The sequence below is a fragment of the Streptomyces hazeniae genome (assembly GCF_031845485.1).
Taxonomy (GTDB): Bacteria; Actinomycetota; Actinomycetes; order Streptomycetales; family Streptomycetaceae; genus Streptomyces; species Streptomyces hazeniae.
Genome location: NZ_JAVREQ010000019.1, coordinates 51,280 through 72,055 on the forward strand (window position 1 = coordinate 51,280; position 20,776 = coordinate 72,055).

Below are 20,776 nucleotides of genomic sequence, written 5' to 3' on the forward strand. Positions count from 1 at the left end.
CGCCCGAGGGGGCGCCACCCGCAGGTGGCGCCCCCTCGGACCGTCGTCCTCCGGCCGTCCCCGGCTCACCGACCCGCGGTACCGGGCCGCAGCATGCCCCGCCACCGACGGTTCCACTCCGTCCTTCGGTCGGCGGCCACCCAGATCACCCGAAGGGCGGAACGCGGCCACAGCAGGGCCCGTGCCCGCCGCCCCCGCGGGGCTCGCTGCACCAACTCCGCACGCACCCGCCGGACGTCCCCCGCCAGGCCGTCGGCCTCCGGCTCCACCGGGGCGTACAGCAGGCGTTCGACGGCGTGCGCGACCCGCTCGGCACCGGCGGCCGCCTCCGTGCCCAGCGCGCCGCGCTCCACCAGCCGTTCCGCGGCGCGGCGCGGCGTCGCCGCCTCGTCGGGCTCGATGCCCAGGTCCCAGCCGGAGTCCAGCATCTCCCGCCAGGCGGCGAGCACCTCTCCGCCGGCCAGCCGCCGGCGCCGGGCCCGCAGCCGCCACAGCATCGGCAGCATCGGCAGCAGCAGGAGGGCCACCAACGCGCCGGACACCGGCACCACGGTCCCCCACGGGACGCCGCCGTCGCCTCCGCCCCCTGCGCCCCCGGCCGCCTCGGGTCCGCCGCAGGTCGGGTCGAGACGCTTCTCGGCCGCCGTGCACTCCGCCGACTCGGACGGGGCAGGCGCCGGTTCCGCCGTGTCGTCCGGCCGTTCCGGCACCAGGCTGTCCCGGTCGCCGCCGCTCCCGTCGATCTCCGGAAGGGAGTAGGCGGGAGAACTGCCGCGGGTCGGCGTCGGTTCGAAGCGGACCCATCCCACGCCGTCGAAGTACAGCTCCGGCCAGGCGTGCGCGTCCTGGAGCCCGACCGCCATCCGGCCGTCGTCCAGCTCCTCCCCGGGCGTGAAACCGACCGCGACGCGGGCCGGGATGCCCAGCGTCCGGGACATCGCCGCCATCGAGAAGGCGAAGTGGACGCAGAAGCCCTCGCGCTGCTTCAGGAAACGGGCGATGGCCGCGGTGCCGCTTCCGGCCCGCACCTCCGTGTCGTAGGTGAAGCCGCCGTCCAGGGTGAACCACTCCTGCAGCTGGACCGCGCGCTCGTAGTCGTTGTCGGCGTTCCGGGTGACCTGCCGCGCGGTCCTCTCCACGACGTCCGGGAGCGAGTTCGGCACCTCGGTGTAGGTGGCCGGGAGCGGGTCGGACGGTTCGCCGGCCTGCGCGAGCTGCTGCGTGGTGGGCTGCACCAGCAGGCTCTCCACCCGGTACCGGGCGCCGCGGGTCGTCTGCCCGTCCTCACCGACCAGGGCCAGGCTCCGCGGCTCGAACCGCCAGCCCCCCTCCACGTCCACACCGGTCGCCGGGTACGGCATCGGCAGCCAGGACTGGGCGTACCAGTCGGCGGCCGACACGGTGGTGGTCACGCGGCGGGTCTTCACCTCCTCCGACAGCCCCGGCGGGGCCGGGAACGACTCGGGAACCCGGGTGATCCGCCGCTCCGAGGCCTCCCACGCCGCGCCGTCGAACCGGTCGAGGGACACGATCCGCAGGTACATGTCGCCCGGATCGGGGTTGTCGGTGCGGTACGTCAGCACCGTGCGGTTCTCCGGCTGGTTCAGGCTGTCCTGCAGCGCCACCAGCGGATCCACGGCGGTCACCGTGCCGTTCCCCGGCCCGAGTCCGGAGCCGGGGCCGCCGAGGGAGTCCAGCAGGCCGCTGTCCAGCGACGGCAGCGCCGCCGGTACGGCCAGCGCGATGCCGAGCGTCAGCGCACCGATGCGCCGGCCGGTGCGCACCGCCGCGACCGGCGAGCCGCCGACGCTGCCCGGCTCGTACGGCCGCCCGGACGGGCCGGGCAGCCGGCCGAAGACCCGTCCCCACTGGGACAGCCGTTCGCGCCCCTCGGCGAGCAGGAGGAGCAGGAACCCCGCCGCGGCGACCAGGAACCACAGCCAGTTCGCCCCGCCGTCGTACAGCCCCGCGGCCACCGAGTACAGCGCGAGCAGCGGTAGCCCGGCGGGGGCGGCGCTGCGGTAGGTCACCGCGAGCGCGTCCACCAGCAGGCCGATCCCGGCCACACCGGCCAGCAGTATCATCCGGATGCCGTCGCTGACGGGCGCCGGGATCGAGTAGCGCCGCACGTCCTGGGCGCCCTCCGTGAAGAGCCCGCCGAACTGCGCGAACGCGTCCGGCCCGGGCAGCACCCAGCCCACCGCCTGGTCGTGGGCGAAGATCAGTGTGAGCAGCATCAGCGTGAGCGCGAGCTGTACCAGCACCGTCAGCGGGCGGGCGAGCGGCACGCGCCGTGCGACGACGCCGGCCACCGTCTGGAGGCCGAGCAGCACGCACGCCTGGAGCAGCCAGGTCGCCCCCGCGGTGAGCGGCAGCATCGCGCACGCCGAGGTCAGTGTCGCGACTCCGGCGCACACCGCCAGCCGGGCACGTCCGGTCATCGTTTCAGCCCTTCCCCGGTCGCCTCGTGCACCTCCTGCCACAGCCCGGGCAGCGTCGTGCCCGGTCCGCCGGCCGTCACCGTCCACCCGGCCTCCCGCAGGGCCGGAGCCGTGTCCTCACCGCCCGGCCCCGGCTGCGCGGTGAACGCCAGCGCCCGGCGGGTGCGTTGCCGCATCCGGGCCACCAGCGCGGCCTGCTCACCGTCCAGCGCGCCGAGGAACGCGATGAGCAGGCCCTCGCGGGTGCCCGGCACGTCGCCGCCGCCGCGCAGCACGTCCCACGCCCGGGACAGACCCGGCTCCGGCGACTGCTCCAGCACGGCGAGGCCGTCCAGCAGCAGCGCCGCCACCTCCGCCGAATCGCCGTCGAAGCCGGAGCCGTCCGTGCCCGTCGCCGGCACACCCGTGTCGGTCAGCAGGCGCACCGCGAATCCCCTCTCCAGCAGGTGCAGGCAGACCGACGCGGCGCCGGACACCGCCCACTCGAACGGCGAGTCCGGCCCGGAGCCGCCGTACGCGGAGCGCCGGGTGTCGAGCAGGACGGTGCAGCGCACCTTCTGCGGCTGCTCCTCGCGCCGGACCATCAGCTCGCCGTGCCGTGCCGTGCTGCGCCAGTGGATGCGCCGCAGGTCGTCGCCGTGCCGGTAGCCGCGGGGGATCACGTCGTCGTCGCCGGCCAGCGCCAGCGACCGCTGCCGGCGGTCGCCGTAGCCGCCGGCCGCCCCGGACAGCCGTACCGGCGGCAGCGCCTCCACCCGCGGCACCACGGTGAGCGTGTCGTAGGCGCTGAACGACCGGGTCAGCTCGCACATCCCGAACGGGTCCGTCAGCCTCAGCTGCAACGGTCCCAGCGGGTAGCGGCCGCGCAGGTCCGAACGCACCCGGTAGGACACCTCGCGCCGGCCCTGCGGCTCGACCCGGTCCAGCACGAACCGCGGGCGCGGGCCCAGCACGTACGGCACCCGGTCCTGCAGCATCAGCAGGCTGGACGGGATCCGGGAGACGTTGTCGAGGCGCAGGTGCACGCGCGCCTCCTCGCGGGCGGGTACCTGCGCGGGGCTCAGCCGGCGGGCGGCGGAGACCCGGTAGCGGGTGCGGTGCAGCACGAGCACGCACACCAGCGGCAGCATCGCGAGCAGCAGACCCACCCGCAGCAGGTCGGACTGGCCCAGCACGTACGCGCAGACGGCGGCGGCGAGCCCCGCGGCGAGGAACGAACGGCCCCGCGTGGTCAGCCCGCCGAGCGAGGCCCGCAGCGAGCCGGCGTTCTCGTCCTGAGGGTTCGGCCGGTGCGGCCGGGCGCCGACGACCGGGCCGGTGGACATCAGAAGCCCCGCGGGCGCCCGTAGCCCTGCGGGCCGGGCGGCACCGAGCCTGGGACGGCGGTCGGCACCGGGGTCTGCTGCACGATCTCGGTGACCACCTGCTCCGCGGTCCGTCTGCCCAGCTGGGCCTGCGCGGTGGGCAGCAGCCGGTGCGCGAGGACCGGCACGGCCAGCTCCTGCACGTCGTCCGGCAGCACGTAGTCCCGCCCGCTGAGCGCGGATGACGCCTTCGCCGCCCGCAGCAGCTGGAGTGTGGCCCGCGGCGAGGCGCCGAGCCGCAGCTCCGGGTGCGAGCGGGTGGCGGAGACCAGCTCCACCGCGTAGCGGCGGACCGGGTCCGCCACGTGGACGCCGCGGACCGCCTCGGTGAGCTTCACGATGTCGTGCAGATGCGCGACGGGCTGGAGGTCATCGAGCGGCGAGGCGGCGCCGTGCACGTCGAGCATCTCCAGCTCCGCCTCCGGGCTGGGGTAGCCGATGGACACCCGCGCCATGAAGCGGTCCCGCTGCGCCTCCGGCAGCGGGTAGGTGCCCTCCATCTCGACCGGGTTCTGGGTGGCGATCACCATGAACGGCTCCGGCAGCGGGTACGTCTGCCCGTCGATGGTGACCTGCCGCTCCTCCATCGACTCCAGCAGCGCCGACTGGGTCTTGGGCGAGGCGCGGTTGATCTCGTCGCCGATCACGATCTGCGAGAAGATCGCCCCCGGCTTGAACTCGAAGTCGCGTCGCTGCTGGTCGTAGACGCTGACGCCCGTGATGTCCGAGGGCAGCAGATCGGGGGTGAACTGGATCCGCCGCACCGAACAGTCGATCGACCGGGCCAGCGCTTTGGCGAGCATGGTCTTGCCCACGCCCGGCACGTCCTCGATCAGCAGATGGCCCTCGGCGAGGAGCACCGTCAGGGACAGCCGCACCACCTCGGGCTTCCCCTCGATCACGCTCTCCACCGAACGGCGCACGCCGTCCGCGGTGGTGGTCAGATCGCTGAGGCTCACGTGTTCGTCATACGTCGTCACCCGGCCCATTCTTCATGGGTCGGCCGATTCCGTCACCGTGCGGGATCGATCAACCGTCCGGGAGCCGCCGTCCCGGGCACGGACGACGGCCCGTCCGGAGTCAGGCCGCGACCTCCCGCAGCCGCCCGGTGGCCACGTCGAAGACGAAGCCGCGGATGTCGTCGGTGTACGGCAGGAAGGGCGACCTGCGCAGCCGGTTGATCGACTGGCGCACCTCGTCGTCGAGGTCCTTGAACGCCTCCACGGACCAGGACGGACGCTGCCCGGACTCGGCCTGGAGTTCGTGCCGGAAGTCCTCGGTGATCGTCAGCATGCCGCAGCCGGTGTGGTGCACCACCACCACCGAACGGGTGCCGAGCGCCCGCTGGCTGATGGCCAGGGAACGGATCACGTCGTCGGTGATCACGCCTCCGGCGTTGCGCATGGTGTGGTGGTCGCCGAGTGCGAGACCGAGCGCCGCCGGCACGTCGATGCGGGCGTCCATGCAGGTGACGACCGCGACCTTGCGCGCGGGACGGGCCTCGAGGCCGGGGTCGGTGAACGCGGCCGCGTAACGGGCGTTGGCCTCGACGATGGCGTCGGTGACCCGGCCCTCCGGGGAAGCAGACATGGCGACGAGATTAGTCGCAGGCACTGTCGCGGCGCGCCGCGACCCCGCCTCCGGAACCCACGCCGGTCCCGCGGGAGACGCGCCTGACCAGTTCGTTGACCGGGGGATGCGGTGGACTAGAGTGACGCGCAGCGGGAGGCAGGAACACTCCCCGCATCCCGAATTCCCCCGCGTGCGCGGCGCGTACGTGCTCCCGGGAGCATGTGCGGCCGGCCGCGGAGACCGCCGGCCGGAGAGTGCACATGAACACGAACGAGCGTCATGTCCCGGTCATGCTGCGCCGTTGCCTGGACCTGCTCGCCCCCGCACTCGCCGAACCCGGCGCCGTCGTGGTCGACTGCACGCTCGGCATGGGCGGGCACAGCGAGGCCCTGCTGGAGACCTTCCCCGCCGCACGCCTGATCGGCCTGGACCGCGACCCGCAGGCCCTGGAACTCGCCGCGGAACGGCTCGCCCCCCACGGGGACCGGGCCACCCTGGTGCACGCCGTCTACGACGAACTGCCCGACGTCCTCGCCCGGCTCGGCACCCCCCGCGTGCAGGGCGTGCTCTTCGACCTCGGCGTGTCGTCCCTGCAACTGGACGAGGCCGAGCGTGGCTTCGCCTACGCCCAGGACGCTCCGCTGGACATGCGCATGGACCAGACCCGCGGCATCAGCGCGGCCGAGGTCCTCAACACCTACCCGCCCGGCGACCTGGTGCGCATCCTCCGCACCTACGGCGAGGAGAAGCAGGCCAGGCGCATCGTCGAAGCGGTCGTACGCGAACGCGACGCACAGCCGTTCGACCGCAGTGCCCGGCTGGTCGAGCTCATCCGCGACGCGCTGCCGCAGGCGGCCAAGCGCACCGGCGGCAACCCCGCGAAGCGCACCTTCCAGGCCCTGCGGATCGAGGTCAACGGTGAGCTGTCGGTGCTGGAACGCGCCGTCCCCGCGGCCGTCGACACGCTCGCCGTCGGTGGCCGGATCGGCGTGCTGTCCTACCACTCGCTGGAGGACCGCCTGGTCAAGAAGGTGCTGGCGGCCGGAGCGACCAGCACCGCGCCCCCCGGCCTGCCGGTGGTCCCCGAGCGGTACCAGCCCCGGCTGAAGCTCCTCACCCGCGGCGCCGAACTGCCCGCCGACGAGGAGATCGCCGCGAACCGCCGCGCCGCCCCCGCTCGGCTGCGCGGCGCGGAGCGCATCCGGGAGGTCCAGGAGTGAACGCCCAGCAGCGTCTCGCCCGCCTCACCCGGTCGGTCGGCGCCGGGCGCACGTCCACCGCCGCGCGCACGCCGTTCGTCCTGCTCGTCGTGGTGCTGCTCGGTTCGGGTCTGCTCGCCCTGCTGCTGCTGAACGCGTCCCTGAACAAGGGCTCCTTCCAGGTCACCCGGCTGGAGCAGCGGACCACCGAGCTGGGGGAGGAGGAGCAGGCGCTGGAGCAGGAGGTGGCGTCCTACTCCGACCCCGCCGGCCTGCGCGAACGTGCCCGCGAACTGGGCATGGTCCCCGGTGGCCCGCCCGCCTTCCTCGAACCGGACGGCACGGTCCGCGGCTCCCCGGAGCCCGCGACCGCACCGCCCGCGCCCCCGCCCGGGGAAGCCCCGGAGGAGGAGACGCCCGGACCACCCGCCGGGGCGGGGCCGTCCCCGGAGCCGGGAGCGTCCGGCGGGCCGCAGGAGCCCCAGCCGCGGGTGCAGCCGGAGGAGTCCGCGGGGGCCGCGCAGCAGCCCGTCCAGCCCGAGTAGTCGGAACAGGAGAACCGGTGAGCGAACGCAACGGGCCACCGCGCCGCGTACCCCGTCCCGGCACCGGCCGCACCCCGGGCCCCCGCGGGGGCCGCCCCCGCAAGGAGTCCCCGCGTGCCGGGGAACCCCGCAGGGACACCCCCCGGAAGCCCACCCCCCGGAAGGACACCCCGCGCAGGGAGGCGCGCAAGGAGGTGCGCAAGGAGGTGCCCCGCAAGGGCGCCGGGCCGTCCCGGCCGGACGCCGCGCGCAGGAAGTCGGGACGCGCCCCCACCGCCCCGCCGGCCCGCGGCACCCGCCGCACCCCCGGCGGGGCGCCCCCCTCCCGCTCCCGCCCCGCCGGCGCCGGGAGCCGCCCGGGCGGCAGACCGCTGCGCCTCGCCCGCCCCCAGCCCCGGCTCCGGCTGATCGGTGTCGCCGTCACCCTGGTGCTGCTGGTGTTCGCCGGCCGGCTGCTCCAGGTGCAGGCGGTCGACGCCGGCACGTTCGCCGAAGCCGCCGCGACCCACCGCTACGTCACCGTCTCGCTGGCCGCCGAACGCGGCACCATGACCGACCGCGACGGGGTGCCGCTGGCCACCACCGTCGACGCGTACGACATCACCGCCGACCCGCTGCTGTTCACCGAGGAGCACACGGACGTCGGCGACGCCCCCGCCCGCGCCGCCGAACTCCTCGCTCCCATCCTCGACGAGCCCGAGGCCGAGCTGGCCCGCAAGCTCTCCCGCGACGACACCCGCTACGTGCGGCTCGCCCGCCAGCGCACCCCGCAGGACTGGCGGCAGATCAAGGACCTCAAGAGCGCGCTGGCCGGCAAGGCGGCCGAGGGCGACGGCCCCAACGTGCTCGCCGGCGTCTTCTCCGACGCGCACGCCAAACGCGTCTATCCCGGCGACGAACTCGCCGCCGGCGTACTGGGCTTCGTCAACGCCGCGGGCGAGGGCTCCGGGGGCCTGGAGGCCAAGCTGGAGAAGAAGCTGTCCGGCCGGGACGGGCAGATCACCTACGCCCAGTCCGGCGGCCGCCGCATCCCCACCGCCGACGCCGAGGAGAAGCCCGCCGTCCCGGGCTCCGACGTCGAACTGACCCTGGACCGCGACATCCAGTGGGCCGCCCAGCGCGCCATCGGCGAGCAGGTGGAGAAGTCGCACGCCGACGGCGGCTACGTGGTCGTGCAGGACGTGCGCAGCGGCGAGATCCTCGCCATGGCCAACGCCCCCACCTTCGACCCCAACCACATCGCCCGCGCCGACAGCTCCACCCTCGGCAACGGCGCGCTCCAGGACGCCTACGAGCCCGGTTCGACGCTGAAGGCCGTCTCGATGGCCGCCGTGCTGGACAAGGGCGTCGCGACCCCGCGCACCCACGTGACCGTGCCCAACCGGCTGCCGCGCGCCGACCGCGCCTTCGCCGACGACATCGACCACCCCACCTGGTACCTCACCCTCAACGGGGCGCTCGCCAAGTCGAGCAACATCGGCACCATCCTGGCCACGGAGCAGCTCGCCGACTCCCGGTCGCAGACGAACAAGATCATGCACTCCTACCTGCGGAAGTTCGGTCTCGGGCAGAAGACCGGCCTCGACTTCCCCGGCGAGACGCCCGGCCTGCTCGCCGCTCCCGGCGACTGGTCGGCGTCCCAGCAGTACACGATCGCCTTCGGCCAGGGCGTGTCCCTCAACGCCGTCCAGGCCGCGTCGGTCTACTCGACCATCGCGAACGGCGGCGTGCGCACCGAGCCGACCCTGATCCGGGGCACCACCGGTCCGGACGGCGGCTTCACGGCGGCGGCCGAGCCCGACGCGCGCCGGGTGATCAAGGAGGAGACGGCGCGCACCCTGTCGAGGATGCTGGAGTCCGTCGTCTCCAGCGACGAGGGCACCGGCACCACCGCCCGCATCCCCGGATACCTCGTCGCCGGCAAGACCGGTACGTCCAACCGGGTGGATCCGCAGACCGGCCGCTACAACGGCTACACCTCGTCCTTCGCGGGTTTCGCGCCCGCGGACGCGCCCCGCGTCACCGTCTACTGCGCGGTGCAGAACCCGCGCAAGGGAAGCTATTTCGGCAGCGAGGTGTGCGGGCCCGTCTTCAAGGACGTCATGTCCTTCTCGCTCAAGTCGCTGGGAGTGCCGCCGAGCGGAGAGAAGCCCGCCGGCCTGCCCGTGTTCTTCGACCCGGAGCGCGAGAAGGACGACACTGGCCGGAAGGAGGGCGAGCAGGAGTAGCACCATCCGGGGGGATCGGCCCAGGGGCCGCCGCGACGGCCCAGCGAACGGAAGACCGGAGCTGTTACGTGGACACGATCACCGACGGCACGGGACGCCGCCCCGCACGGCGCCCGGCAAACCCCTCGCTTCGCGGCGACGACCGCTCGCCGGGTACGCTCACCGCCGTGCCACAAGCTGATCAGATCTCCTCCGCACCGCCTCGCCCGGCCCAGCTGAGCCCCGTACCTCTGAGCGAACTGGCCCGGCAGCTGGGTGTCGATGCGCCCGCCTCCGAAGCCGCGGCGACCGGTATCACCCACGACTCGCGCGCCGTGCTCCCCGGCGACGTCTACGCCGCGCTCTCCGGGGCCCGCTTCCACGGCGCCGACTTCGCCACCCAGGCGGCCAGCCTCGGCGCCGTCGCGGTGCTCACCGACCCCTCCGGCACCGAGCGGGCCGCCGCCACCGGGCTGCCCGTGCTCACCGTGCCCGACCCGCGGGCCCGGATGGGCGCCCTGGCCGCCTCGATCTACGGCGCCCCGGGCGACGGTCTGCTGCAGATCGGCATCACCGGCACCTCCGGCAAGACCACCACCAGCTACCTGGTCGAAGGCGGACTGCGCCGGGCCGCGGAGAAGGACGGCGGCGTCACCGGACTCATCGGCACCGTCGAGTCCCGCATCGGCGACGAGCGCCTGAAGTCCGAGCGCACCACGCCGGAGGCCACCGATCTCCAGGCGCTCTTCGCGGTCATGCGCGAACGCGGCGTCACCTCGGTCGCGATGGAGGTCTCCTCGCACGCCCTGGTGCTGGGCCGGGTGGACGGCTGCGTCTTCGACATCGCCGTCTTCACCAACCTCAGCCCGGAGCACCTGGACTTCCACCCGGACATGGAGGACTACTTCCAGGCCAAGCGGCAGCTCTTCACCAAGGCACGCTCCCGCGCCGGCGTGGTGAACCTCGACGACGAGTACGGCTTCCGGCTGATCACCGAGTCCGAGGTGCCCGTCACCACCTTCTCCGCCGAAGGCCACCCGGACGCCGACTGGCGCGCCGCCGACGTCGAGGTCGGTCCGCTCGGCTCCACCTTCACCGTGCACGGCCCGGACGGCCTCACCGTCCAGGCCGCCGCGCCGCTGCCCGGGCCGTTCAACGTCGCCAACGCGCTCGCCGCGATCGCCGCCCTCGTCGCCGCCGGCATCGACCCGCAGACGGCCGCCGACGGCGTCGCCGCGGTACCCGGCGTGCCCGGCCGCCTGGAGCGCGTCGACGCCGGCCAGGACTACCTCGCCGTCGTCGACTACGCCCACAAGCCGGACGCCGTGGAGTCGGTGCTCTACGCCATCCGCAAGGTCACCGACGGCCGGGTGCACGCCGTGCTCGGCTGCGGCGGTGACCGCGACCCGCACAAGCGCAACGCCATGGGCGCCGCGCTGGCCCGCCTGTGCGACACGGCCGTGCTGACCTCCGACAACCCGCGCACCGAGGACCCGCTCGCGATCCTCGCCACCATGCTCGCGGGCGCCGCCGAGGTGCCCGCTTACGAACGCGGGACCGTCCTGGTCGAGGAGGACCGGGCCGCCGCGATCGCCTCCGTCGTCGCCCACGCCGAGCCGGGGGACGCCGTCCTCGTGCTGGGCAAGGGCCACGAACTGGGCCAGGACATCGCCGGAGTGGTCCGCCCGTTCGACGACAAGCTGGTGCTGCGCGAGGCCATCGAGCGGACCCGTACCGCCGGTGCCCCGACCTCCCGGACAGACGACCAGATTTCATGATCCCCCTCTCTCTCGCCGAGATCGCCGCTGTCGTCTCCGGACAGCAGTGCGACATACCGGACCCCGACGTCCGTGTCACCGGTCCCGTGGTGAAGGACTCCCGCGAGGTCGAGACCGGGGCGCTCTTCGTCGCCTTCCCCGGCGCCCGGGCGGACGGCCACGACTTCGCGACCGGGGCCGTCGAGGCCGGTGCGGCCGCCGTGCTGGCCACCCGGCCGGTGGGCGTGCCCGCGATCGTCGTCGACGACGTGACGGCCGCCCTCGGAGCGCTCGCCCGCCATCTCGTGCGGACCCTGGGCGCCGAGGTCGTCGCCCTCACCGGCTCCGCCGGGAAGACCGGCACCAAGGACCTCATCGCCCAGCTGCTGGAACGCCTCGCCCCGACGGTCTATCCCGCGGGGAACCTCAACAACGAGATCGGGCTGCCGCTGACCGCGCTGCGCGCCGACGAACACACCCGGCACCTCGTACTGGAGATGGGCGCCCGCGGCATCGGCCACATCCGCTACCTCGCCGGCCTCACCCCGCCCCGTATCGGCGTCGTCCTCAACGTCGGCACCGCGCACCTCGGCGAGTTCGGCGGCCGCGAGCAGATCGCGCAGGCCAAGGGGGAGCTGGTCGAGGCGCTGCCGCCGGCCGACGCGGGCGGCGTGGCCGTCCTCAACGCCGACGACCCGCTGGTCCGCGCCATGTCCGCCCGCACCCGCGCACGCGTGGTGCTCTTCGGCGAGGCGGGCGAAGCGGACGTACGCGCCGAGAACGTGCACCTCGACGACCGCGGGCGGCCCGCTTTCACGCTTCACACACCCACCGGGTGCAGCGACGTGACCCTCCGCCTGTACGGTGAGCACCACGTGTCGAACGCGCTCGCCGCGGCGGCCGTGGCCCATGAACTGGGCATGCCCGCTTCCGAGATCGCCGCGGCACTCGGCGCGGCGGGCACGCTCTCGCGCTGGCGGATGGAGGTCAGCGAGCGCGCCGACGGAGTCACGGTCGTCAACGACGCCTACAACGCCAGTCCCGACTCCATGCGGGCCGCGCTCCGCGCGCTCGCGGCGATGGGCCGGGGGCGGCGGACCTGGGCGGTTCTCGGCGAGATGGCCGAGCTCGGCGACCAGGCACTCGCCGAGCACGACGCGGTCGGACGGCTCGCCGTCCGGCTCAACGTCCACAAGCTCGTGGCGGTGGGCGGCCGGGAGGCCGCCTGGCTCGACATGGGCGCCAAGAACGAGGGTTCGTGGGGTGAGGAGTCGGTGCACGTATCCGACGCTCAGGCGGCGATCGAGCTGCTGGGTGAGGAACTGCGTCCGGGGGATGTGGTCCTGGTGAAGGCGTCCCGGTCGGTCGGTCTGGAGCGTGTGGCGCTCGGCCTGCTCGAGGGCGAGGTTCCTGCTCGATGAGGCAGATCCTCTTCTCCGGGGTCATCGGTCTGTTTTTGTCGCTCATCGGGACCCCGCTGCTGATCAAGCTGCTCGCGTCCCGCGGCTACGGCCAGTTCATCCGCGACGACGGGCCGCAGAACCACCACAGCAAGCGCGGCACCCCCACCATGGGCGGTATCGCGTTCATCCTGGCGACGCTGATCGCGTACGCGGTCACCAAGCTGGTGACGGGCAGTGAGCCCACCTTCTCCGGCGTGCTGGTGCTGTTCCTCTTCGCCGGCATGGGTCTCGTCGGGTTCCTCGACGACTACATCAAGATCGTCAAGCAGCGCAGCCTCGGCCTGCGCGCCAAGGCGAAGATGGCCGGACAGCTGATCGTCGGCATCGGCTTCGCGATCCTGGCGCTGAACTTCCCCGACGAGCGCGGACTGAGCCCCGCTTCGACGAAGCTGTCCTTCACTCAGGACTTCGGCTGGTCGATCGGCCCGGTGCTGTTCGTGGTCTGGGCGCTGTTCATGATCCTGGCCATGTCCAACGGCGTGAACCTGACGGACGGTCTGGACGGCCTGGCCACCGGTGCGTCGGTGATGGTCTTCGGCGCCTACACCTTCATCGGCGTCTGGGAGTACCAGGAGTCCTGCGCCAACCCGGCCACCGCCGGCCCCGGCTGCTACGAGGTGCGCGACCCGCTCGACCTCGCCGTGGTCGCCGCCGCGCTGATGGGCGCCTGCTTCGGCTTCCTGTGGTGGAACACCTCACCCGCGAAGATCTTCATGGGCGACACCGGCTCGCTCGCCCTGGGCGGTGCCCTGGCGGGCCTGGCCATCTGCTCCCGCACGGAACTGCTGCTCGCCGTCCTCGGCGGCCTGTTCGTCCTCATCACCATGTCCGTGGTGATCCAGGTCGGCTCGTTCCGCCTCACCGGCAAACGCGTCTTCAAGATGGCGCCACTGCAACACCACTTCGAACTCAAGGGGTGGTCCGAAGTCCTTGTGGTGGTCCGCTTCTGGATCATCCAGGGCATGTGCGCGATCGTCGGCGTCGGCATCTTCTTCGCCGCCTGGGCGGCGGCGAAGTGACCGCCGCCCAGGGCCCGGAGGACTTCACCGGCCGGCGTGTCGTCGTGGCCGGGCTGGGCGTGAGCGGCGTCAGCGCCGCACGCGTCCTGGCCCGGCTCGGTGCCTGTGTCACCGTCGTCGACGGCGGTGACAGCGACGCGCACCGCGACCGTGCCGCCGCCCTCGGCGCGGACGACGTCGCCGTCCGCCTCGGCGACGGCGCCACCCTCCCCGAGGACACCGACCTGATCGTCACCTCGCCCGGGTGGAAGCCGGACAGTCCGCTGTTCGCCGCGGCCGCCGCGCACGACGTGCCGGTGTGGGGCGACGTCGAGCTGGCCTGGCGGCTGCGCGAGGGGCCCGGGCGGCACGCCGCGCCGTGGCTGGCCGTCACCGGCACCAACGGCAAGACGACCACGGTCCAGATGCTCGCCTCGATCCTGGAGGCCGCCGGGCTGCGCACCGCCGCAGTCGGCAACATCGGCACCCCGCTGCTGGACGTGGTGCTCTCCGAGGAGCACTACGACGTGCTCGCCGTCGAACTGTCCAGCTACCAGCTGCACTGGGCGCCCAGCGTCCACGCGCACTCCGCCGCCGTCCTCAACCTCGCCCCGGACCACCTCGACTGGCACGGCTCCATGGCGGCCTACGCCGCGGACAAGGGCCGCATCTACGCGGGCAACCAGGTCGCCTGCGTCTACAACGCCGCCGACCCGGCCACCGAGGAACTCGTCCGCGAGGCGGACGTCGTCGAGGGCTGCCGTGCCATCGGCTTCACCCTCGGCGCCCCCCGGCCCTCGGAGTTCGGCGTGGTCGACGGCGTCCTCGTGGACCGCGCCTTCGTGCCGGACCGGCAGCGGAACGCGCAGGAACTCGCCGAGGTCACCGACGTCGCCCCGGCCGCCCCCCACAACATCGCCAACGCGCTCGCCGCAGCCGCGCTGGCCCGCGCGTACGGCGTCGAGCCCGCAGCCGTACGCGAGGGCCTGCGGAGCTTCCGCCCCGACGCGCACCGCATCGAGCACGTCGCCGACGTCGGCGGCGTCGCCTACGTGGACGACTCCAAGGCCACCAACACCCACGCCGCCGAGGCGTCCCTGGCCGCCTACGACTCCATCGTCTGGATCGCGGGCGGCCTGGCCAAGGGCGCCACCTTCGACGACCTCGTCGCCCGCGCGGTGAAGCGTCTGCGCGGGGCCGTGCTGATCGGCGCCGACCGGGCCCTGATCGCCGAAGCCCTCGCGCGACACGCCCCGGATGTCCCGGTCGTCGACCTCGAACGGACGGACACTGGTGCGATGGCGGCCGCCGTCCGCGAGGCCACCCGCCTCGCCGGACCCGGCGACACGGTGCTGATGGCCCCGGCCTGCGCCTCCATGGACATGTTCACCAACTACAACACGCGCGGTGAGGCCTTCGCCGAGGCCGTCCACGCACTGGGCTCCGGCCCGGCGGCCGGCGACTGAGCCGCAGCCTCCCCGGGGCCGAGGACCGGGTGGGACGAAGGGGACGACGCGCATGACGGCCGACGCGACACCGCACCGCCCGGCGGGCACCACCCGTCGGCCGGGCCCGGAGGGGGCGCGGCAGGCCGCACGGGCCGCCGCCGGCGGCGGCCCCGCCACCGTCTACGCGGCAGGCGCCCGCACCCGCCGCCCGCCCGTGCCCCGCCGGGCACCCGCCACCAGCCGGCCCCCGCGCCTGCCGGGCGGTGAGGGAGGCCCCCTGGGCAGGGCGTACCGGCGCGCCCGCCGGGCGTGGGACCGCCCGCTCACGGCGTACTACCTGATCATGGGATCGGCGCTGCTGGTCACCGTGCTCGGACTCGTGATGGTCTTCTCCGCCTCGCAGATCGAGGCGCTGCGGTACGGGCTGTCGTCCACCTACTACTTCCAGAAGCAGGTCTTCGCCGCGCTCCTGGGCGCGATCCTGCTGCTGATCGCCGTGCGGATGCCCGTCGCGCTGCACCGCGCCTGCGCCTACCCGCTGCTCGCCGCCTCGGTGTTCCTCATGTGCCTGGTCCAGGTGCCCGGCATAGGAGTCGAGGTCAACGGCAACCAGAACTGGATCGGCCTCGGCGGCCCCTTCCAGCTCCAGCCCAGCGAGTTCGGCAAGCTGGCACTCGTCCTGTGGGGCGCCGACCTGCTCGCCCGCAAGCGGGAGAAGGGCCTGATGACGCAGTGGCGCCACCTGCTGGTGCCGCTGGTGCCCGTCGCCCTGCTGCTGCTCGGGCTCATCATGCTCGGCGGAGACATGGGCACCGCCATGATCGTCGCCGCCATCGCCCTCGGCCTGCTCTGGCTGGCCGGAGCCCCCACCCGCCTGTTCGCCTCGGTGCTCGGCGTCGGCGCGGTGCTGGCCGCCCTGCTCGTCTGGAGCAGCCCCAACCGGATGTCCCGGCTCCAGTGCCTGGGCGTGACCGACCCGGACGCCGGCGCGCTGGACCCCTGCTGGCAGGCCGTGCACGGCATCTACGCCCTCGCGTCGGGCGGCCTGTTCGGCTCCGGGCTCGGGGCGAGCGTGGAGAAATGGGGTCAACTGCCCGAACCTCACACCGACTTCATCTTCGCCGTGACCGGGGAGGAACTCGGACTGGCGGGGACGCTGTCGGTGCTCGCTCTCTTCGCGGCTCTAGGCTATGCGGGTATCCGCGTGGCCGGACGCACGGAGGACCCCTTCGTGAGGTATGCCGCGGGAGGTGTGACCACCTGGATCGCGGTGCAGGCCGGGATCAACATCGGTGCGGTGCTCGGCCTGCTGCCGATCGCCGGCGTCCCCCTCCCGCTGTTCTCCTACGGAGGCTCCGCCCTGCTGCCGACGATGTTCGCGGTCGGTCTGCTGATCGCGTTCGCGCGCAGCGATCCGGCCGCACGGGCGGCACTGGCCGCGCGGCAGCCCGCCCTCGGGGGACTCCTCCGCCGCGGCCGGGCTGGGCGTAAAGGGAAGACGATGAGACGGCGGTCCGGAAGGCCGCCGTCCGGAGAGCGGTGAATTTCGGTGCATGTCGTACTCGCCGGCGGGGGGACCGCCGGCCACATCGAGCCCGCGCTCGCCCTCGCGGACGCCCTGCGCAGGCAGGACCCCACCGTGGGCATCACGGCCCTCGGGACGGAGCGCGGACTCGAGACCCGGCTGGTGCCGGAGCGCGGCTACGAACTCGGCCTGATCCCGGCGGTGCCGCTGCCGCGCAAACCCACGCCCGAGCTCATCACCGTGCCCGGGCGGCTGCGCGGCACCATCAAGGCCGCCGAGCAGATCCTGGAGCGCACCAAGGCCGACTGCGTCGTCGGCTTCGGCGGCTACGTCGCCCTGCCCGGCTACCTCGCCGCCAAGCGGCTCGGCGTCCCCATCGTGGTGCACGAGGCCAACGCACGCCCCGGTCTCGCCAACAAGATCGGCTCCCGCTACACCCAGTACGTGGCCGTCTCCACGCCGGACAGCAAGCTGCGGCACGCCCGCTACGTGGGCATTCCGCTGCGCCGCTCCATCGCCACCCTGGACCGTCGTGCGGCGCGCCCGGAGGCGCGGGCCGCGTTCGGGCTGGACGCCAACCTGCCGACCCTGCTGGTCACCGGCGGCTCGCAGGGCGCCCGCCGGCTCAACGAGGTCGTGCAGTCCGTCGTCCCGCAGCTCCAGCGCGCCGGCATCCAGGTGCTGCACGCGGTCGGTCCGAAGAACGAACTGCCGCAGGTCGACCACATGCCCGGAATGCCGCCCTATGTGCCGGTACCGTATGTGGACCGCATGGACCTCGCGTACGCCGCGGCGGACATGATGCTCTGCCGCGCGGGCGCGATGACCGTCGCGGAGCTGTCGGCCGTCGGACTGCCGGCGGCGTACGTGCCCCTGCCGATCGGCAACGGCGAACAGCGGCTCAACGCCCAGCCGGTGGTCAAGGCGGGCGGCGGCCTGCTGGTCGACGACGCCGAGCTGTCGGCGGAGTGGATCCGGGACCACGTGCTCCCGGTCCTCTCCGACCCGCACCGGCTGCACCACATGGCCCGCGCCGCCGCCGAGTTCGGCCGCCCGGACGCGGACGACCTGCTGGTCGGCATGGTGCACGAGGCGATGTCGGCACGCCGTCAGGCGTAGGCACACCCGCCTCCGGGTGCGGTACCGCGCCCGGAGGCCGAGGAGAGGGCAGGGAGCGTGGCCGGACCCGCACAGGCCGCCGAGCGGCACACGGACGAGCGGCGGACGGGGGAGGACCCCACCGCGGACCCCGCCGAACCGTCCGTCCGGCGCCGCCTCCCCCGCCCCGGCCGCCGTGCCCTGCTGGTCCTCGTCGTCCTGGCGCTGCTACTGGGCGCCTTCGGCGTCTGGGCGCTCTACGGCTCCTCCTGGCTGCGCGTCGAGAAGGTCTCGGTCGACGGCACCCGCGTCCTGACGGAGCGCCGCGTGCTCGACGTCGCCGACGTTCCGCTCGGTGCTCCGCTCGCGTCCCTGGACGCGTCCGCCGTGGAACGCCGGGTACGGGAGGCGCTGCGCCGCGTCGACGAGGTCCGGGTGGTCCGCGCCTGGCCGCACGGCGTGGGCGTGCACGTGACCGAACGGCGCCCCGTGCTGCTGCTCCGCAAGAGCGGCGGCGACCCGGGGGAGGGCGCCCGGTACGTCGAAGTGGACGCCGAAGGTGTGCGCTTCGCGACCGTCGGCGAAGCTCCGGAAGGCGTTCCGCTTCTCGTCGTCGAACCGCGCGCCGACGCCCAGGCGCAGCAGCGCTTCAGCGCCCGGGCCCTGCGCCGGGCCGCGGCCGACGTCCTCGCCGGCCTGCCCGCCGGGGTACGCGAGGACGCCCGCACGGTCAGGGCCGCCTCCTACGACGCGCTCACCGTCGAACTGACCGGCGACCGCACGGTGCGGTGGGGGAGCGCCGAACGCGGCACGGCGAAGAACAGGGCGCTGCGCGCCCTGATGAAGGCTTCTCCCGACGCTGCGCACTTCGACGTCTCCGCCCCCACCGCCCCCGCGGCCTCCTCTTCGCGTCCTTCTCCGCCCTGACCCCTGACGCCCCCGCAGGCTGCCGCAGCCTCAACCGAGTTGACGTACATACCCGCAGGCCAGCACCCTGGTGGATCACCGGACGGCCTGATCACATAGGGTGAAAAGAAAAACGGGAGGTTCGGCGTGTTCGTTGAACACCCAGCACTTGTCGACTTAGTGTCCGTTGCGAAGAGTCCAGAGAAGTACGAGCACGGTTAACCCTAGACTTCAGGTTCGGGGTTGAGGTCGGCATTCGGACCGCCCAGCAGGGAAACGTAACTCGAGGCGAGAGGCCTTCGACGTGGCAGCACCGCAGAACTACCTCGCAGTCATCAAGGTCGTCGGTATCGGCGGCGGTGGCGTGAACGCCATCAACCGGATGATCGAGGTCGGTCTCAAGGGCGTCGAGTTCATCGCGATCAACACCGATGCGCAGGCCCTGTTGATGAGCGACGCCGACGTCAAGCTCGACGTGGGCCGCGAGCTCACCCGGGGGCTCGGCGCCGGGGCCAACCCCGACGTCGGCCGCAAGGCCGCCGAGGACCACCGCGAGGAGATCGAGGAGGTCCTCAAGGGGGCCGACATGGTCTTCGTCACCGCCGGCGAAGGCGGCGGCACCGGCACCGGCGGCGCGCCCGTCGTGGCCAACATCGCGCGTTCCCTCGGCGCCCTCACCATCGGCGTCGTCACCCGTCCGTTCACCTTCGAGGGCCGTCGCCGGGCGAACCAGGCCGAGGACGGCATCGCCGGCCTGCGGGACGAGGTCGACACCCTCATCGTGATCCCGAACGACCGGCTGCTGTCCATCTCGGACCGTCAGGTGAGCGTGCTCGACGCGTTCAAGTCGGCCGACCAGGTCCTGCTGTCCGGTGTGCAGGGCATCACCGACCTGATCACCACGCCCGGTCTGATCAACCTCGACTTCGCCGACGTCAAGTCCGTGATGTCCGAGGCGGGCTCCGCGCTGATGGGCATCGGCTCGGCCCGTGGCGACGACCGTGCGGTGGCCGCCGCCGAGATGGCGATCTCCTCGCCGCTGCTGGAGGCCTCCATCGACGGCGCCAGAGGCGTACTGCTGTCCATCTCCGGCGGCTCGGACCTCGGTCTCTTCGAGATCAACGAGGCCGCCCAGCTGGTCAGCGAGGCGGCCCACCCGGAGGCGAACATCATCTTCGGCGCGGTCATCGACGACGCCCTCGGCGACGAGGTGCGGGTCACCGTGATCGCCGCCGGCTTCGACGGGGGCCAGCCGCCGCCGAAGAACCGCGACAAGGTGCTCGGCGCCTACGGGTCCCGGGACGACTCCTCCTCTTCCTCCCGCACCTCCGACGAGGGCGGGGAGCGGCCCGCGCTCGGGGTGCTCACCCCGCGCGACGAGGAGACCCCCGCCCCGCAGCCGGCCGCCGGGGCCGACGTCCCGCCGCCGGCTCCCCAGGTGCCGCCCGCCCGTCCGTACCAGGACAGCCAGGCCGAAGAGCTGGACGTGCCGGACTTCCTGAAGTGATAGGCCTGCACGACACGCTGAGCGGCGCCCACTTCGCCTTCACCGACCGGTGGGGCGGGGTGAGCGCCGCTCCTCGTGACACCCTCAACCTCGGCGGAGCGGTCGGCGACGACCCCGCCGCGGTGCGGCGCAATCGCGCGCTGGCGGCCGGAAGTCTGGGGATCGACCCGGACCGGGTCGTCTGGATGAACCAGGTGCACGGCCGTGAGGTCGCGGTCGTGGACGAGCCCCCGCATCTCTCCGGACGCCCGGTGGCCGAGGTCGACGGCGTGGTCACCGCCCGCCGCGGCCTCGCACTCGCCGTACTCACCGCCGACTGCACCCCCGTGCTGCTCGCCGACCCCGAGGCCGGGGTGGCCGGTGCCGCCCATGCCGGACGCCCGGGGCTGCTGGCCGGCGTGGTGCCCGCGACGATCGAGGCCATGGTGCGCCTGGGTGCCGACACCTCCCGCATGATCGCGCGGACCGGTCCCGCGGTGTGCGGCCGCTGCTACGAGGTGCCGGAGGACATGCGTGCCGAGGTTGCGGCCGCCGTGCCGGCGGCGTACGCGGCCACCTCGTGGGGCACGCCGGCGGTCGACGTCGCGGCGGGGGTGCGCTCCCAGCTGCGTGCCGCCGGTGTCACGGCCCTGGAACAGTCCGCGGTCTGCACACTCGAGTCGGACGACCACTTCTCCTACCGCCGCGAGCGCGACACGGGCCGGCTCGGGAGCTACGTCTGGCTGGACGACTGAGGGAAAGATCAC

The 20,776-nt window shown here is 73.5% G+C and carries 16 protein-coding genes; 12 read left to right on the forward strand and 4 right to left on the reverse strand.

Annotated elements, in window-relative coordinates:
* Positions 1–65 precede the first annotated feature (65 nt).
* The 4 genes from RM572_RS20080 to RM572_RS20095 all read right to left on the reverse strand — a co-directional run bounded on the left by RM572_RS20080 (position 66) and on the right by RM572_RS20095 (position 5,395).
* Positions 66–2,441 (reverse strand): transglutaminase TgpA family protein, encoded by a 2,376-nt coding sequence (locus RM572_RS20080; RefSeq protein ID WP_311674754.1) that lies wholly within the window; start codon positions 2,439–2,441, stop codon positions 66–68.
* Positions 2,438–3,766 carry a DUF58 domain-containing protein gene (locus RM572_RS20085; RefSeq protein WP_311674755.1) on the reverse strand — a complete coding sequence of 443 codons (1,329 nt, stop codon included), beginning with the start codon at positions 3,764–3,766 and terminating at the stop codon, positions 2,438–2,440. The genes RM572_RS20080 and RM572_RS20085 overlap by 4 nt, the downstream gene beginning before the upstream one ends.
* Positions 3,766–4,785: an AAA family ATPase gene (locus RM572_RS20090; protein WP_311674756.1), complete on the reverse strand. Its 1,020-nt coding sequence runs from the start codon at positions 4,783–4,785 to the stop codon at positions 3,766–3,768. The genes RM572_RS20085 and RM572_RS20090 overlap by 1 nt, the downstream gene beginning before the upstream one ends.
* A 100-nt stretch (positions 4,786–4,885) precedes the next feature.
* Positions 4,886–5,395 carry a beta-class carbonic anhydrase gene (locus RM572_RS20095; RefSeq protein ID WP_136184574.1) on the reverse strand — a complete coding sequence of 170 codons (510 nt, stop codon included), beginning with the start codon at positions 5,393–5,395 and terminating at the stop codon, positions 4,886–4,888.
* Positions 5,396–5,637: 242 nt separating this feature from the next.
* Here RM572_RS20095 and rsmH point away from each other — a divergent pair, with 242 nt between their 5' ends.
* From rsmH to pgeF, 12 genes are all read left to right on the forward strand, one after another.
* Positions 5,638–6,597: a 16S rRNA (cytosine(1402)-N(4))-methyltransferase RsmH gene (gene rsmH / locus RM572_RS20100; RefSeq protein ID WP_311674757.1), complete on the forward strand. Its 960-nt coding sequence runs from the start codon at positions 5,638–5,640 to the stop codon at positions 6,595–6,597.
* The gene (locus tag RM572_RS20105) at positions 6,594–7,121 is read left to right on the forward strand and encodes a hypothetical protein (RefSeq protein ID WP_311674758.1); all 528 of its coding nucleotides are present in this window, start codon (positions 6,594–6,596) and stop codon (positions 7,119–7,121) included. The genes rsmH and RM572_RS20105 overlap by 4 nt, the downstream gene beginning before the upstream one ends.
* Positions 7,122–7,315: 194 nt before the next feature.
* Positions 7,316–9,349 (forward strand): peptidoglycan D,D-transpeptidase FtsI family protein, encoded by a 2,034-nt coding sequence (locus RM572_RS20110; RefSeq protein ID WP_394813659.1) that lies wholly within the window; start codon positions 7,316–7,318, stop codon positions 9,347–9,349.
* A 68-nt stretch (positions 9,350–9,417) separates the two neighbouring features.
* On the forward strand, positions 9,418–11,106 hold the full coding sequence (locus tag RM572_RS20115; RefSeq protein WP_394813656.1) for a UDP-N-acetylmuramoyl-L-alanyl-D-glutamate--2,6-diaminopimelate ligase: 1,689 nt from the start codon (positions 9,418–9,420) through the stop codon (positions 11,104–11,106).
* A complete protein-coding gene (locus RM572_RS20120; protein ID WP_311674761.1) occupies positions 11,103–12,506 on the forward strand; it encodes a UDP-N-acetylmuramoyl-tripeptide--D-alanyl-D-alanine ligase in 1,404 nt (467 codons plus the stop codon). The genes RM572_RS20115 and RM572_RS20120 overlap by 4 nt, the downstream gene beginning before the upstream one ends.
* On the forward strand, positions 12,503–13,567 hold the full coding sequence (gene mraY / locus RM572_RS20125) for a phospho-N-acetylmuramoyl-pentapeptide-transferase (RefSeq protein ID WP_027762549.1): 1,065 nt from the start codon (positions 12,503–12,505) through the stop codon (positions 13,565–13,567). Before RM572_RS20120 ends, mraY begins: the two co-directional genes overlap by 4 nt.
* Positions 13,564–15,012: a UDP-N-acetylmuramoyl-L-alanine--D-glutamate ligase gene (gene murD / locus RM572_RS20130; protein ID WP_311674762.1), complete on the forward strand. Its 1,449-nt coding sequence runs from the start codon at positions 13,564–13,566 to the stop codon at positions 15,010–15,012. The genes mraY and murD overlap by 4 nt, the downstream gene beginning before the upstream one ends.
* 52 nt (positions 15,013–15,064) lie before the next feature.
* The gene (gene ftsW / locus RM572_RS20135; protein WP_311674763.1) at positions 15,065–16,537 is read left to right on the forward strand and encodes a putative lipid II flippase FtsW; all 1,473 of its coding nucleotides are present in this window, start codon (positions 15,065–15,067) and stop codon (positions 16,535–16,537) included.
* Between the two features lie 6 nt (positions 16,538–16,543).
* Positions 16,544–17,638 (forward strand): undecaprenyldiphospho-muramoylpentapeptide beta-N-acetylglucosaminyltransferase, encoded by a 1,095-nt coding sequence (gene murG, locus RM572_RS20140; RefSeq protein WP_136184581.1) that lies wholly within the window; start codon positions 16,544–16,546, stop codon positions 17,636–17,638.
* A gap of 57 nt (positions 17,639–17,695) precedes the next feature.
* Positions 17,696–18,544, forward strand: a complete 849-nt coding sequence (locus tag RM572_RS20145; protein ID WP_311674764.1) for a cell division protein FtsQ/DivIB — start codon at positions 17,696–17,698, stop codon at positions 18,542–18,544.
* A 283-nt stretch (positions 18,545–18,827) separates the two neighbouring features.
* A complete protein-coding gene (gene ftsZ / locus RM572_RS20150; protein WP_311674765.1) occupies positions 18,828–20,030 on the forward strand; it encodes a cell division protein FtsZ in 1,203 nt (400 codons plus the stop codon).
* Positions 20,027–20,764: a peptidoglycan editing factor PgeF gene (gene pgeF / locus RM572_RS20155; RefSeq protein WP_311674767.1), complete on the forward strand. Its 738-nt coding sequence runs from the start codon at positions 20,027–20,029 to the stop codon at positions 20,762–20,764. Before ftsZ ends, pgeF begins: the two co-directional genes overlap by 4 nt.
* The last annotated feature ends 12 nt before the right edge of the window (positions 20,765–20,776 follow it).